This is a genomic window from Mesorhizobium australafricanum (genome assembly GCF_033977265.1).
Classification (GTDB): domain Bacteria; phylum Pseudomonadota; class Alphaproteobacteria; order Rhizobiales; family Rhizobiaceae; genus Mesorhizobium; species Mesorhizobium australafricanum.
Window position 1 is genome coordinate 1 of the sequence record NZ_JAVIIT010000012.1, and the last position, 13812, is coordinate 13812.

At 62.0% G+C, this 13812-nt stretch carries 13 protein-coding genes, 1 tRNA gene and 1 pseudogene; 8 read left to right on the top strand and 7 right to left on the bottom strand.

The features are described 5' to 3' along the window. Positions 1-392: 392 nt before the first annotated feature. Together rpoH and RFM98_RS21600 are read right to left on the bottom strand one after the other, a co-directional pair. Entirely contained in the window at positions 393-1304 is a 912-nt protein-coding gene (rpoH, locus tag RFM98_RS21595; RefSeq protein WP_320216692.1) for an RNA polymerase sigma factor RpoH, read from the bottom strand. 214 nt (positions 1305-1518) lie between these two features. After that, positions 1519-2589: an RluA family pseudouridine synthase gene (locus tag RFM98_RS21600; RefSeq protein ID WP_320310741.1), complete on the bottom strand. Its 1071-nt coding sequence runs from the start codon at positions 2587-2589 to the stop codon at positions 1519-1521. A 26-nt stretch (positions 2590-2615) separates the two neighbouring features. Here RFM98_RS21600 and RFM98_RS21605 point away from each other — a divergent pair, with 26 nt between their 5' ends. The 5 genes from RFM98_RS21605 (at position 2616) to RFM98_RS21625 (ending at position 5257) form a co-directional block, all read left to right on the top strand. Beyond that, a complete protein-coding gene (locus tag RFM98_RS21605; RefSeq protein ID WP_320310742.1) occupies positions 2616-2999 on the top strand; it encodes a fimbrial protein in 384 nt (127 codons plus the stop codon). Next, positions 2996-3409, top strand: a complete 414-nt coding sequence (locus tag RFM98_RS21610) for a VOC family protein (protein WP_320310743.1) — start codon at positions 2996-2998, stop codon at positions 3407-3409. The genes RFM98_RS21605 and RFM98_RS21610 overlap by 4 nt, the downstream gene beginning before the upstream one ends. Before the next feature lie 190 nt (positions 3410-3599). Further along, positions 3600-3674, top strand: a tRNA-Glu gene (locus RFM98_RS21615). Positions 3675-3831: 157 nt separating this feature from the next. Next, on the top strand, positions 3832-4413 hold the full coding sequence (locus RFM98_RS21620; RefSeq protein ID WP_320310744.1) for a VOC family protein: 582 nt from the start codon (positions 3832-3834) through the stop codon (positions 4411-4413). 22 nt (positions 4414-4435) lie between these two features. Further along, on the top strand, positions 4436-5257 hold the full coding sequence (locus tag RFM98_RS21625; RefSeq protein ID WP_320310745.1) for a glutathione S-transferase family protein: 822 nt from the start codon (positions 4436-4438) through the stop codon (positions 5255-5257). Between the two features lie 298 nt (positions 5258-5555). Here RFM98_RS21625 and RFM98_RS31270 read toward each other — a convergent pair. From RFM98_RS31270 to RFM98_RS21655, 5 genes and pseudogenes are all read right to left on the bottom strand, one after another. Beyond that, positions 5556-5992 (bottom strand): annotated as a pseudogene (locus RFM98_RS31270) (GMC family oxidoreductase); the annotation flags it as partial. Between the two features lie 31 nt (positions 5993-6023). Then, positions 6024-6773 carry a 2-amino-5-chloromuconate deaminase CnbZ gene (gene cnbZ, locus RFM98_RS21640; protein ID WP_320310747.1) on the bottom strand — a complete coding sequence of 250 codons (750 nt, stop codon included), beginning with the start codon at positions 6771-6773 and terminating at the stop codon, positions 6024-6026. Positions 6774-6896: 123 nt separating this feature from the next. Then, a complete protein-coding gene (locus RFM98_RS21645; protein ID WP_320310748.1) occupies positions 6897-7760 on the bottom strand; it encodes a fumarylacetoacetate hydrolase family protein in 864 nt (287 codons plus the stop codon). 129 nt (positions 7761-7889) lie between these two features. Then, positions 7890-9329 (bottom strand): aldehyde dehydrogenase family protein, encoded by a 1440-nt coding sequence (locus RFM98_RS21650; protein ID WP_320310749.1) that lies wholly within the window; start codon positions 9327-9329, stop codon positions 7890-7892. 25 nt (positions 9330-9354) lie between these two features. Further along, entirely contained in the window at positions 9355-10515 is a 1161-nt protein-coding gene (locus RFM98_RS21655; protein WP_320310750.1) for an amidohydrolase family protein, read from the bottom strand. A 192-nt stretch (positions 10516-10707) separates the two neighbouring features. On the opposite strand from RFM98_RS21655, the gene RFM98_RS21660 reads away from it, so the two are divergent. From RFM98_RS21660 to RFM98_RS21670, 3 genes are all read left to right on the top strand, one after another. Continuing rightward, on the top strand, positions 10708-11952 hold the full coding sequence (locus RFM98_RS21660) for an ABC transporter substrate-binding protein (protein ID WP_320310751.1): 1245 nt from the start codon (positions 10708-10710) through the stop codon (positions 11950-11952). Positions 11953-12040: 88 nt separating this feature from the next. Then, positions 12041-12985 (top strand): carbohydrate ABC transporter permease, encoded by a 945-nt coding sequence (locus RFM98_RS21665; protein WP_320310752.1) that lies wholly within the window; start codon positions 12041-12043, stop codon positions 12983-12985. Continuing rightward, entirely contained in the window at positions 12978-13805 is an 828-nt protein-coding gene (locus RFM98_RS21670) for a carbohydrate ABC transporter permease (RefSeq protein ID WP_320310753.1), read from the top strand. Before RFM98_RS21665 ends, RFM98_RS21670 begins: the two co-directional genes overlap by 8 nt. Positions 13806-13812: the final 7 nt, after the last annotated feature.

Genomic DNA, 13812 nt, shown 5'->3' on the forward strand with positions numbered 1-13812 from the left:
ACATCTTGACCGCTCACCCCCTCGACAAACCTATCGCAAGCAAAATGCGCAGAGCCAACTGGAGCAAAGACTTCTTCTATGAGCTCTTTACTCATATGCGATAGCCCTACCGTGAACGGGGAGAAGGTGCCCGAAGGGCGGATGAGGGGCGGCGCGGCGTTCCGAGGGTGAGCGCGCCGGCCCTTTGAAGCGATTGTTGGCTGATCGATAACCCCGCAGCGTCGGCGCTGCCCCTCATTGCCCTGCCCGTCCTTCGCTGCAGCTGCGCTGCAGCTACGGAGGGTGGACCGGGCTCCCCGTATACTGACGGGGAGAAAGGGCTGCTCCGCCGCTTTCGCCAAACAAAAAAGGCGGCGCCGAAGCGCCGCCTTTTCATTTATGCCTTGAGCTCGTTAAGCCGCCGGCTGCGCCTCGATGGTGCGCAGCGCCTGGGTCTGGCGCTTGGCGGCGGCCTTGACCGCGTCCTGCACCTTCTCGAAGGCGCGCACCTCGATCTGGCGCACGCGCTCGCGGCTGATGTCGAATTCGGCCGACAGCTCTTCCAGCGTCAGCGGCTCTTCGGCCAGGCGACGCGCCTCGAAGATGCGCCGCTCGCGGTCGTTGAGCACTGACAGAGCACCCGACAGCATGCCGCGCCGGTTTTCCAGCTCGTCCTGCTCGATCAGCATCTCTTCCTGGCTTTCATGGTCGTCGACCAGCCAGTCCTGCCATTCGCCGGACTCGCCTTCGCTCGCCCGGATCGGGGCGTTGAGCGAAGCGTCGCCCGACAGGCGGCGGTTCATCGACACCACTTCGGCCTCGGAGACGTTGAGGCGGGTGGCGATCTCGGCGATCTGATCGGGCTTCAAGTCGCCATCGTCAAGCGCCTGGATCTTGCCCTTCACCTTGCGCAGGTTGAAGAACAGGCGCTTCTGGTTGGCGGTAGTGCCCATCTTGACCAGGCTCCACGAGCGCAGGATGTATTCCTGGATCGAGGCCTTGATCCACCACATGGCATAGGTGGCGAGCCGGAAACCACGCTCCGGTTCGAATTTCTTCACGGCCTGCATGAGGCCGACATTGCCTTCCGAGATCACCTCGCCGATCGGCAGGCCGTAGCCGCGATAGCCCATGGCGATCTTGGCGACGAGCCGCAAATGGCTGGTGACGAGCTTGTGGGCAGCCGAAGTGTCCTGATGCTCGGCATAACGCTTGGCGAGCATGTACTCTTCCTGCGGCTGAAGCATCGGAAAGCGGCGGATTTCTTCCAGGTAACGGGCGAGACCGCCTTCACCGGAAACGATACTGGGTAATGATTGGGCCATGATAGCGCCCCTCTCTCTTTGGAGTGGATGCCCCCGAAACGCGGCGGGCATTCGACGCGGATGCCAAAGGCTCATCCGCGACAACCTGTGTATATAGGAACAAAACCAGAAAAGACAGGCATTTGTTCAACGCTAAACAGTCTGTCACGCTGAAGTGAACAACGCCGGTCAGGTTTTTTGATGCTGGTTTGCAGCTTGTTGGTGGCGGGTCGGTTCAGAGTTTTCGGAAGTCGCCGACGAGTACCTCCATGTCTCCCGGCATCGGCGCTTCGAACCTCATCGTTAGATGGGTGGTCGGATGCCGGAATTCAAGGAGCCAGGCGTGCAGGGCTTGCCGGGGAAAGGCATCAACCTTGCCTTTCAAGGGTTCCGGCAGCCGGTTGGCCTTGGTGCGGAAGGCCAGCCCGTAATCCGGGTCGCCGATGACGGGGTGGCCGATATGGGCCATGTGGACGCGGATCTGGTGGGTGCGGCCGGTCTCCAGCCGGCATTCGATCAGGCTGGCAGTGGCGAAAGCCTGCTGTCCTTCGCCGAAGCGCTCGACGACGCTGAAATGGGTGACGGCGTGGCGGGCGTCGTCGCGGCCCTCGGGCACGACCGCGCGGCGAACGCGGTCGGCGGCGCGGCCCAGGGCTGCATCGATGGTGCCGGTCGGCCGCCGCGGAATGCCCCAGACCAGCGCCAGATAGGCGCGCTCGAGATCTCCGGTGCGGCCGTGGTCGGCAAAGGCCTCCGACAAAGCCTTGTGGGCGCGGTCGGTCTTGGCCACGACCATGACGCCGCTGGTCTCCTTGTCCAGCCGGTGCACGATGCCCGGCCGCCTGACGCCGCCGATGCCGGACAGGCTGTCGCCGCAATGGTGGATCAGCGCGTTGACCAGCGTGCCGGTCCAGTTGCCGGCGCCGGGATGGACGACCAGCCCCGCCGGCTTGTTGATGACGATCAGCTCGTCGTCCTCGTAGAGGATGTCGAGGGCAATGTCCTCGCCTTGCGGCTCGGCGGGCTCCGGCGCGGGCACAAGAATTTCGATGCGCTCACCGGTGGTCAGCTTGCGCTTGGCTTCCAGCACCGGCTTGCCGGCGATGGAGACCGCGCCTTGTTTGATCAGTGCCTGCACGCGGCTGCGCGAGAGCTCCGGCTCGAGCCGGGCGGCGAGCCACTGGTCGAGACGCTGGCCGGCGGCATCCGAGCCGGCTTCGAGCACGACGGCTTCGCCCTCCTCGGATACATCTCCCGCCGATATCTGCCCTATCAATGTCGGGGTGTCTTCGTTATGAGCGCTCATTGAAACCCGTTGCGGATTGCTTAGCCATGGCCCGGCCCCTTGCCGAAGAAGATGAGGAAAAGCCGCTCGACCCGGCGGCCGAAAACGTGCGCCGCAAGCTCGTCCGCTTCATGATCGTCAATCTCGGCCTTCTGTTCCTCGCCCTTATGGTGGTGATCGGGGCGCTTGTCTACAAAGCCCGCAACGCGCCGGTTGCCGGCTTGGCGCCAGCCGGCGAGGTCCAGGTTCCGGCCGGCGTGCCGCTGTCGGGCGACATCGTGCTTCCCGTGGGCGCCAAGGTGGTTAGCCAGTCCTTGTCCGGCAACCGCCTGTCGATCGATGCCGAGCTGGCGGACGGCAGCCGTTCGATCTTCGTCTACGACATCGCCGAACGCCGCGTGATCGGCCAGTTCGCGATCCGTAACAAATGAGTGGCTTTGCCGAAAACCGCAGCGTTGCGACCGTCGCGCTGGTCGTGGGCAATTATGACGAGGCGGTTCGCTGGTATGTCGAGCGGCTCGGCTTCGCGCTGAGCGAGGATGTCGACCTCGGCGGCGGCAAGCGCTGGGTCACCGTTGCGCCAGCGAAGGGCCAAGGCGCGCGGCTGCTCCTGGCGGAAGCAGCCGGCGAGGAGCAGGCAAGCCGCGTCGGCAACCAGACCGGCGGCCGGGTGTTCCTGTTCCTCGAAACCGACGATTTTTCCCGCGACCATCAGGCGATGCTCGGCAAGGGCGTCGAGTTCCGCGAGGCACCGCGCCATGAGGCCTACGGCACCGTGGCCGTCTTTGCCGATCTCTACGGCAATCTCTGGGACCTGATCGAGCCGAAACGGCAGGGCTGAGCACCGCCGTTTGGCAAAGCGCGCGAAGCGGTCGAAAGCCCAAGCGGGGCATTCCTTGGCAAGCCAACGAATGCCCCGCTTGGGTCTATTTGTTTGTCGCAGATTTCTGTCGGAAAACCGCACGACACTTTTCCGGAATCTGCTCGGTTGCTTTTTCGCGGCCGCCAGCCTATGTAGCCGGTTCTTGAGCGCGCCCATCGTCTAGCGGTCAGGACACCGCCCTCTCACGGCGGGAACAGGGGTTCGATTCCCCTTGGGCGTACCAAGTCTTCTTCCTCAGCTCCGCCTTGCACGCTCGCGCATCTCTCTGGCGTGGCGCTGCCGATTGAATTAGCATTGCGTCATAATCCTTGGCAAAGGCACCAACGGTAACGGTCTCGAACTTGCCCGGCAAAGAGGCGAGCGAGCGGAGGAGGAGCTAGATGCAAAAACTGCAGTCGCAAGGCGTTCATCACATCACGCTGGTCGGCGCCGGGCGTCAGACCTCGATCGACTTCTGGGAGGGCGTGCTCGGCATGCCTTTCATCTTCGAGCAGCCCAATCTCGACAAGGCGAGCGAAAGCCATCTCTATTTCGATCCGGGCGACGGTCGGCTGATCACGGTCTTCACCGACGAGAGCCGGAGCCCGGTCAAGCGGCGCACGCCGACCGATATCGGCTGCGTCCACCACATCGCGTTCTCGGTGTCGCGGGTCACCTTCCTGCAGGCGGTCGAGCGGCTTGAGGAGCGCGGCATCAAGCACAGCGGCGTCAAGGATCGCGGCTTCATGGATTCGATTTATTTCGAGGATCCGCTGGGACTGTTGATCGAGCTTGCGTCCTACCGCTTCGAGCCGCCGGCCGGCTTCACCCATGCCGACGTGCTGATGGAGGCGCACGAGATCCGTGTGGCACGCGGCGACTACAACATCGCCGAACTCCACCTTGCCGATGCCATCCAGGCGCTGGTCGAGCAGTCGCGTGAAACCTTGTCGGAAAACAGGGCGGCAAAAAATCCGTACTAACCAGGTCAGAGGGAGGAGCAAAATGGCAAGGGCTGCAACGAAGATCGCGAAGAAACCCGCGGCCAAGGCCGCGCCAAAGCCAGTGGCAAAAGCCGCGTCCCAGGCGACGGCAAAAGCCGCGCCTAAAGCCAAAGCGAAGCCGGCTAAGAAGCCGGGCGTGAAACTCAGCATGCTGAGGCCAAGCGTCAACAACATGACGGTGCGGGTGTTCGCGCGCGCGGCCGGGCTCGATCCCGCGGAGACCGACGCCTGGGGCCAGACGCGCTCGCCGGAGTTCCTGGCGCGCAATCCGGCGCATCTGACGCCGATGATCGAGGACAAGGGCCTGCCGCGCGGCGTGCTGTGGGAAAGCTGCGCCATCATGCAATATCTCGCCAACAAGCATGGGCTGGAGAAGTTCTATCCGAAGGCGCCGGCCAAGCGGGCCATGGTAGACAGCGCCATGTTCTACCTCGTCGGCACGCTTTATCCTTATGTCGCCAGAGCCACCTATCCGGCGCTCGGCTTCCCGCAATATGCCGGCGAGGTCGGCCACAGCGATGCCCATCCGGAGAAGAAATCGGAAGCGCAGAAGGCCGCGATGGCCGCAATCGCCGAGCCGCTCGAGGTGTTTCACTCTTTCTTCCGCGACGGCAAACCGTTCATCGGCGGCAAGAATCCGTCGATCGCTGATATCCGGCTCGCGGCAACGCTCGAATTCCTGGCCGTCATCGACTACGCGCTGCCCAAATGGGCGAAGGAGTACATGGCGGCGCTGGAGAAGAAGCTCGGCAAGGCTTATGCGGAACCGGCCGGCGACGTGCGCGGCTATATCGCGCATGTGAAATCGCAGGCCAGGGCGTAGCAGCCCCGACGCCCGCCACTCGCGTTAAGGTTTCGTTTACCTAAGACCTGTCTACTGGTCGCAGTCCTCGCCGCGACCACGGATGTACTGGCGCCATGACGAGGCAAGGGAAAGGTCGGCTCCGTGCCGGCCTTTTGCTTTTTAGCGCAATCACGACAGTATGATTGCGTCGCCGACGGGCAGGCTGAAATCCTGTTGTCATCCTCGTCATGGATCGTACGATGCCGTCAGGCGACTGAGCGATGGCTTTCCCGGTTGCAGAAATCCCGCCCAAGCACCTGCGGCTGTAACCGACTACGTCGACCCGGAGTTCGCCGCCTTGGCCATGGAACGGACCGGAAAGGGTATGGTGGTCTTCCGACTTCCTGAACAGCGGCAGCACGTCGTCCCAGCCCCAGCCCGGATTTCCAAGCTGGCGCCAGTGATCGTAGTCGGCGGCCTGGCCTCGTATGTAGATCATGCCGTTGATGGACGAGCAGCCGCCCATCACTTGCCGCGTGGATAGGCGAGAGAGCGGCCGTTCAGGTCGGGCTCCGTTGCTGTCCGGTAGCCCCAGTCCGTGCGCGGATTGCCCATGCAGTAGAGATAGCCGACCGGGATGTGTATCCAGTGATAATTGTCCGAACCGCCGGCTTCCAGAAGCAGTACGCGCTTGCCGGGATCGGCGCTCAGCCGGTTTGCCAGAACGCAACCGGACGAGCCCGCTCCGACGATGACATAGTCATAGCTGCCGATGTCAGTACGCAGGGTCGTCCGACAAACACTTTCAGACGACGTGTTCCGCGGCGACGCCCCGGAGATCCATCTCGTATTCGAGATCCACGACGGGGGGATTGTTGTAGTGCCAGGTCAGGCCGGCGCGCGCAGCACCGCGCTTGACGATTTCGTCGGCCAGGAACGGGTAGAGATTGTGCACCGTGTAGACTTGGACCGCCGTCGCATTTTCCCATCCGAAGCCCAGCGTGCTGGCGCGACGCTCCATTTCCTCCAGCACGAATTGCGCCTTGGTGCGCAGGCCTTTGGAAGAGAGATCACCACGGCTGACGATATGGTCGCGATAGGCCGCATGTCCTTCCGGAACTTCGGCGGAACCGGAGATGACGAATGATGGCGTGACTTCGGTGGTAAGCACCGTGAACGAGAAGGCATAGATCGACGGAACCGGCGGCGGCGCAATCTGTGGACAGACGTTGCTGCGCGCCACGGGATTGAGGCCGGTGTCGAGCAGACCCCACGCCTTCAGCGTCTCCGTGTAGCTGCTGTTGAAGGCAACGAAACCCTCTTCGGTAAATGGCGCCGGAGACCGCAGTTCGCACGCTGCAAATGCCGTGAGGGGCCTGCCGGCAGCCTTGATGATCTTCTCGACCTCGGCAAAACCCTCATCCAGGGGCAGAGGCTGCGAGAAGCGCACCCGCTCCAGGCGAAAGCCCGGCAAGGCCGCGACACCACCCGAATATTGCGATACGCCTTTGATGAAACGGTAGCCGCCAGACGGAAATTCAATCACTTCGCCCATGGTGTCTCTCCTGAAAATGAATGCCAGATGGGCCTGTCGCCGTCTGGTCTGGATAAACGAACCTGCCCCTCGCCAAGTGCCGACCTGGCAAGGCAGGCACGGCTGTGCCTAGGCGCGTTGCCGCTAGGCGCTTTGGATGGCTTCACGCGCAATCCAGTTGCGCAGCAGGCCGACACCTTCGATGTCGACTTCGACCACGTCGCCTTCCTTCATGAAGAGGGGCGGCACGCGGGCGAAGCCGACCCCGCCAGGTGTGCCTGTCACAATCACGTCGCCGGACGATAGTGGAGTGATGCGCGAGATGTAGGCGATCAACTGCGCTACAGAGTGGATCATCTGGCTGGTACGCGCCGCCTGGACGGTGTCGCCGTTCAACCGGCAACTGATGGCCAGGTCCTGTGGGCAGGGGATCTCGTCGGCTGTGACGAGGAATGGCCCGAATGCACCGGTTGCGGGGAAGTTTTTGCCCGGGAGGAACTGCGACGTGTGGACCTGCCAGTCGCGTACGGAGCCGTCGTTGTAGCACGAGTAGCCGGCCACATGATCCAATGCGGCGTCCGCCTGGATGTTGCGGCCGCTCTTACCGATGATGACGGCGAGCTCTGCCTCGAAGTCAAACTGGGCGGAAGCCGCCGGCATCAGCATCGGCTCGCCATGCGCGCACTGGGAGTCGGCGAAGCGGGCAAACAAGGTAGGATGCTGTGTCGGCGCATGGCGCGTTTCGACCATGTGGTCGTGATAGTTCAACCCGACACAGATGATCTTTCCCGGATTGGGGATTGGCGCTTGCAGCCCGATGCCGGCAAGCGGCATTTCGGCGCTGCGGTCGATCGCCTGGGTGCTGATGGCGAGGAAGTTCTCCTCGGCGAGGAGACTGGCGAGCGTCGGAAAGCGGTCGCCAAGGACGCCGCTGATGTCGATGATGCGGTCGTCTGCCACGATGCCGTATCCGCCTCGGCCGTTATGGATATAGCTACAAAGTCGCATCGTTCCTCGCTGCGATTCGATGGTGTTTGGTCCCGGAACCCGGGGCATGTTCGCGGGTGGCGCGAAGCCGGCCGAGTTTGATTGGTGGTCTGCGAACCGGGCGGAGGCGGCCGCCGCCCGACCTGTTCCTCAGCTGATGTCGAACGTGATCGTCTTGACGTCGGTGACTTCGCGCAGCGTGTGCTTGCCGCCGAGGCGGCCCAGCCCGCTGGCCTTGCCCGACGCCCCGCCAAACGGCAGGTGCAGTTCCCAGTAGCAACTTGGGCTGTTGATATTGACGAGACCGGCACGCAGTTTCTCGCCGAATGAAAAGGCGCGGCTGAGATCGCGGGTGAACACGCTGGCGGCAAGTCCGTGCGATGAAGCGTTGGCCGTATCGAGCAAGTCGGCATCATCCGCGCAAACCACCAGAGGCGCTACGGGTCCGAAAGTCTCGGATGTGTTGAGCAGGGCCTGGCGGTCCACGCGTCCCATGACGGTGGGGTGGTACAGCAGACCAGCCCCCTTCTTTCCACCGGTGAGGATGTCGGCCCCGCGGGACAATCCGTCCGCAACATGTTGCTCGACCTTGGCGACCACCTGGTGGTTGTTCAGCGGTCCCATTGTCGTTTCGGCGCGAAGCGGATCGCCAAGGCGGATCGCCTCGGCAATGTCGGCGATGCGGGCGGCAAGGGCATCGTGGTTCTTTTCGGTGACGAGGATTCGGCCAGTGGCGGCGCAGACCTGCCCGGCATTGAAGAAGCTGCCGAAAGCGGCGGCCTTTGCCGCCCGATCCAGATCTGCATCATCGAGCACGACGACAGGCCCGTTACCGCCGAGTTCCAGCAGCATCGGCTTGCCGGCACCACGTTTTGCGATGGCGTTTCCGGTCTGCGGGCTGCCGGTGAAGCCGATCCCGTGTGTGCCAGGATTGGCGACGATCTCGTCGCCGACAACTGCTCCTGGACCGAGGACAAGGTTGACCGCACCATCGGGTAGACCAGCCTCCGCGATGCATTCCATCAGCTTGACGGCACAAAGCGATGTTGTCGGGGCGGGCACCCACACCACCGCGTTGCCTGCCGCGAGGCAGGGCGCGAGATACTCGACGGGAATGTTGATCGGGAAGTTCCAAGGCGTGACGATCGCGTAGGCGCCACGCGCCTGACGAAAGCTAATGGCTCGCTTGCCAGGTGTCTCGACTGGGATGAACTGGCCTTCGAGCCACTTGATCAGTTCGGCAGCTTCCCGGAATCCGGTGGCGGCGGCATCGACCTCGCCATAGGCCTCCGTTGCCAGCGGTTTGCCTTGCTCGTGTGCGAGCGTGAGCGCCAGTTCGTCGCGGCGCCTCTCGATGATATCGGCGACACGGTTGCAGAGGCGTGACCGATCCCATGCCGACATTCGGGATAACGCATTGAAACCGGCTTCCGCCGCCTTGATTGCATCTTGCGCGTCGCTGCGGTCACCCTCGGCAAGCGTTGCCAGGAGCTTGCCGTCGTAAGGTGACCTCGCCTCGAACGTCTTGCCGCTGTGTGAGGGCGTCCACTTGCCTGCTATGAAATGGTGCGCCTGAACGCTGTGATCCATCGTCGTTGTTCCGTCGGGGTTGTCTTTACTGGGATTGCAAGTGATGGCTGCCGCCCGCGGCGTCGATCTGGCGACCCTTCACGATAAGGCGATCGCACACCAATCTTCTGGTGACATCGAGGGCTTCGCCGGCCGCGTCCCTGAACGTCCAGGGTTCATCCCGCCATTTCAGGACGGCGACGTTGGCTTCGTCGCCGACAGCGATACGGCCGAGGTCTGGACGGCCGATCACCATCGCAGGGTTGGCGCTGCCGGCAGCTAGAGCCGTCGTCTGGTCGACGCCGAGTGCGACCATCTTGTTGATCGTGGTCAGAAGGTCGAAGGCAGGACCGTTGACCGAAAGGGAATGGATGTCCGAACTGATCAGGTCGGGCACGAAGCCTTCAGCCAGCATCTCGCGGCAGACGCGGAAGGAGAAGCCGCCCATGCCGTGACCGATATCGAAATGGACGCCGTTCTCGCGCGCCCGCCATACCGCCTCGCGGACGCGGCCATTTTCGGTCGCCGCATTCGGCTCCGGCCGGCAGCAATGCGTGATGATGTCACCGGGCCGCAGCCGCTGCAGGACTTCCTCGATGGTGGGAGGGTCAAGGTCAACGTGACACATCACCGGCAGGCTAAGGCGTTCGGCCACTTCAAGCGCAACCTCGAGAACGGCGCCGCCATTTTCGCCGGAAGCTTTCCGGCCGGCGCGCACCTTGATGCCGACGATGCGCTCCGGGTAAGCCTGCGCGGCTTCGATGCAGCTCTCGGCGTCGACGAGGCGCATGTCGCAGCATTCGCCGATCATGACGCGCTTCGAGAAGCCGAAGATTCCTGGAAACGAGATGTTAAGAAAGGCAAATGCGTGGAACGGCAAGGCTTCGAAGATGAAGGTCTTCAGACCTTCGAAGTTTCCTGCCCCGGCCGAACCAGCGTCGACGAAGGTTCCTGTCGCGGATCGATGCGCAACCAGATTAGGCCGGACTCCCAAAGAGGTAGCACCCCAGTAGATATGGGTGTGGATGTCGGCCAGCGCAGGTAGAACGATTGCTTCTCGCGCGTCGACGACGATATCCTCCGGGCGCGACAAGCCTGTGCCGATAGCGACAATGCGACCGTCGGCGATGGCGATATCGGCACCGGTTCCCGGGGCGCCGCCGAAGGCCAGGACGTGGCCGCCTTGTAGAACTGTTCGTCGTGCCATTGGCGAGTACTTGTCTCCAGTAGGGTTCCCGTATCGAGCCGGTGGTCAAGCTCCGGGGTCGTGCTGCGTTGGGTGATCGCCTGCGTGATAAAAAGCACATACCGACCAGTCAGTCAATATTGACAATAGCGCCGTTTTCGTACCTGATGGCTGCGTCATCCGACAACTTACAGCACTATTTGGGAGGTTCTGATGGGTAAGAAGTTTTGGGCCGCGCTGATCGTCAGCACGGCCACTGCAACTGCGCTGCTGCATTCCGGCAGCGCCTGGGCAAAGGACACCGTTCGGGTCCGCGTCGCAGAATACAGCGCCAAGACCGGTCCATTTTTCCAGGATCTGGCGGCAAAGTTCAACGCGGCGAACCCCGAAATCGAGGTCAAGGTCGAGCACCTGCCCTGGCCGGAGATGCAGCAGCAGCTGGTGAGCGACATTTCTGCCGGTACCGCGCCTGATGTCTCGCATATGGCGACACGCTGGATGGCGGGATTTGCAAAGGACGGGGCGCTCGCCCCGATCGAAGGACTGATGTCGCCTGGCTTCGCCGACACTTTTGTGCCGACCTACCTCGATCTTCAGAAGCAGGGTGACCATACCTGGGGACTGCCGATTGCGGCATCCGCACGAGGGCTATTCTACAACAAGAAGTTGCTCGAGCAGGCAGGGATCGCAAATCCGCCGGCAACCTGGGATGAGGCATTTGAGGCGGCCAAGAAGATCGATGCGCTGGGCGAGGGAGTCTATGGCATTGGCGTCCAAGGTAGAGACCTCGATACCGAAGGTTATTGGTTCTACAGCCTCTGGACCCATGGCGGCAGCATTCTGGGGCCGGACGGCAAGAGTGGATTCGCCTCGCCTGAGGCCGTAACGGCGACCAACAACTATTTGCGCATGATCAAGGCGAATGTCACCCAGCCGGGCGTTACTGGTTCCAGCCGCGAGGACCTGCAGAATCTCTTCGCCGCCGGAAAGATGGGCATGGTCCTGTCGGGTCCCTGGTTCAATGCGCAGCTCGCCGAACAGGGCAAGGATGTCGAGTACGGCATTAGCCGAATTCCGGTCGCCACGACCGAGGCGACCTATGGCGTCACCGACACCATCGCCGTCCTGGAATCCTCGAAGGTGAAGCCACAGGCTATGAAGTTCCTGGAGTTCATCTTCAACAAGGAGAACAGGCTTGAGTTCGGCAAGCTCGAAGGATTTGTGCCGGTCCTGAAGGCGGAATCGACCGAGCCCTTCTTCACCGAGAATCCGAAGATGTCGGTGTTCCTCGAAATGGGATCGATAGCCAAGTTCGCACCGCTGTTCCCGCGCTGGGAAGAGATGGCGGACGGCCTCAAGTCCGAACTGTCCAGGATCTACGCAGGCGAGATTTCGGCCGAGGAAGGCCTGAAGCAGGCGGCCGCAAAGATGGACACGATTCTGGCCGAAGAAGAATAAGTCCTGAAATCGTCGCCCGAGGGCGATCCCATTCTACTCAGGTGGCGTGTAGACCACGCCACCGCTCTTCCTCAAAGGTAAAGCGCGTATGCGGGGAATTGAGAAGACCGCTGCCAGACGGGCCTTAAGCGCAGGCCGGTCGAGCAAGACGGGGCTGCCGGGTCCGGCCTTCGCGCTGATCCTGATTGCGCCTTGTCTGCTGCTTTCGGTCACCGTGATCGGCTATCCGATATTCGACGTGATCCGCATGTCGCTCTTTGACGTAAGCCGCACTGGCGTTGTTCGCGATTTCGCCGGTCTGGCCAATTTTGCCAAGGCGTTCGCCGACCCTGTTTTTCTGCAGGCTGCACGCCAGACCCTTGTCTGGACCGTCGCCGTCGTGGGCGGTACCCTGCTGGCCTCGGTGCCGATTGCTTTGATCCTCAATGAGGATTTCCACGGCCGGACAATTGCTCGGACAATCGTGCTGCTGCCGTGGGCCATCTCGCTGGCGATGACGGCCGTGGTTTGGCGCTATGTCGTCAACGGGGATTTCGGTACGCTCAACATGACCTTGGCCGCCCTCGGCCTGCCATTCGAAAATTATCCATGGTTGGCTGATGCCAGGACGGCGTTCTTCCTTGAGATACTGGTCGGAATTTTGGTGTCGGTGCCGTTCACCGTGACGATCCTCCTCGGCGGGCTGACGTCCATCCCTGAGTCCCTGTACGAGGCCTCTGCCATAGACGGCGCGTCGTCGACCAAGAGTTTCTACTTTATCACCATGCCGCTGCTTCGGCCGTTCATGCAGATCGCGCTCGTCCTCAACGTCATCTATGTTTTCAATTCCTTCCCGATCATCTGGATCATGACCAATGGCGGTCCCGCCAACCGGACCGACATTCTGATTACCTATGTCTACAAGCAGGCCTTCGCGTTCGGAAAGCTTGGCAACGCAGCAGCCGGCTCTTTGGTCATGTTCGCGATGCTGCTGGTCTTTGCCGTTGTCTACCTGTTTCTGACAAAGGCGCAGGGGGCACGCAACGATGTCTAAGGCAAAGAAAAGTCTCGTTTGCTGGGCGTTGCTTTCGCCCTTCCTCGTGGTCGTACTCTTCCCCTACGCCACGATGCTGTCGACGTCGCTGAAACAGAAGGACGAGATATTCACCTTCCATCGGACCTGGCTGCCGCGTGAGTTCTACCTGGGGAATTTTGCCGAACTCATTTTCGAGAAGGGGTTTGGACGGGCATTGGCAAATTCGCTTGCCATCAGCATCGGGGCCACCGTGCTGTCCCTCGCGGTGGCAATACCTGCCGCCTACGCGCTCACCCGGATGCGGGTTCCAGCCAAGGGTGTCCTGACCAATTACCTGCTCATCACCCAGATGATCTCGCCGATCGTTCTGATCATTGGTCTGTTCCGGATGTTTGCCTATTTCGGCCTGGTCAACAGCCTGCTGTCGGTCATCATCGCGCACAGCGCCTTCTTCATGGCGTTTGCCGTGTGGATGCTGCAGAGCTATTTCGCGACCATTTCGAAGGATCTCGAAGAGGCCGCGTGGATCGACGGCGCCGGCCGGTTCAGCGCCTTCATCCGCGTCTTCCTGCCGTTGTGCCTTCCGGGGATTGCCGTCACGGCAATCTTCACCTTCGTCAATTCCTGGAACGAATACGCGATGTCGCTGACGCTGTTGCGCCAGGTCAGCCAGCAGACCGCGCCGGTACAGATCGCGTTCCTGACGGGCACTCTCTACCAAATTGAATGGCATCTCATCATGGCCGCGACGTTGCTTGCGTCGGTGCCCGTCGCAATCGTCTTTGCAACCATCCAGCGCTATCTCATTGGGGGAATGGCGCTTGGTGGGGTCAAGTAGGAGGAGC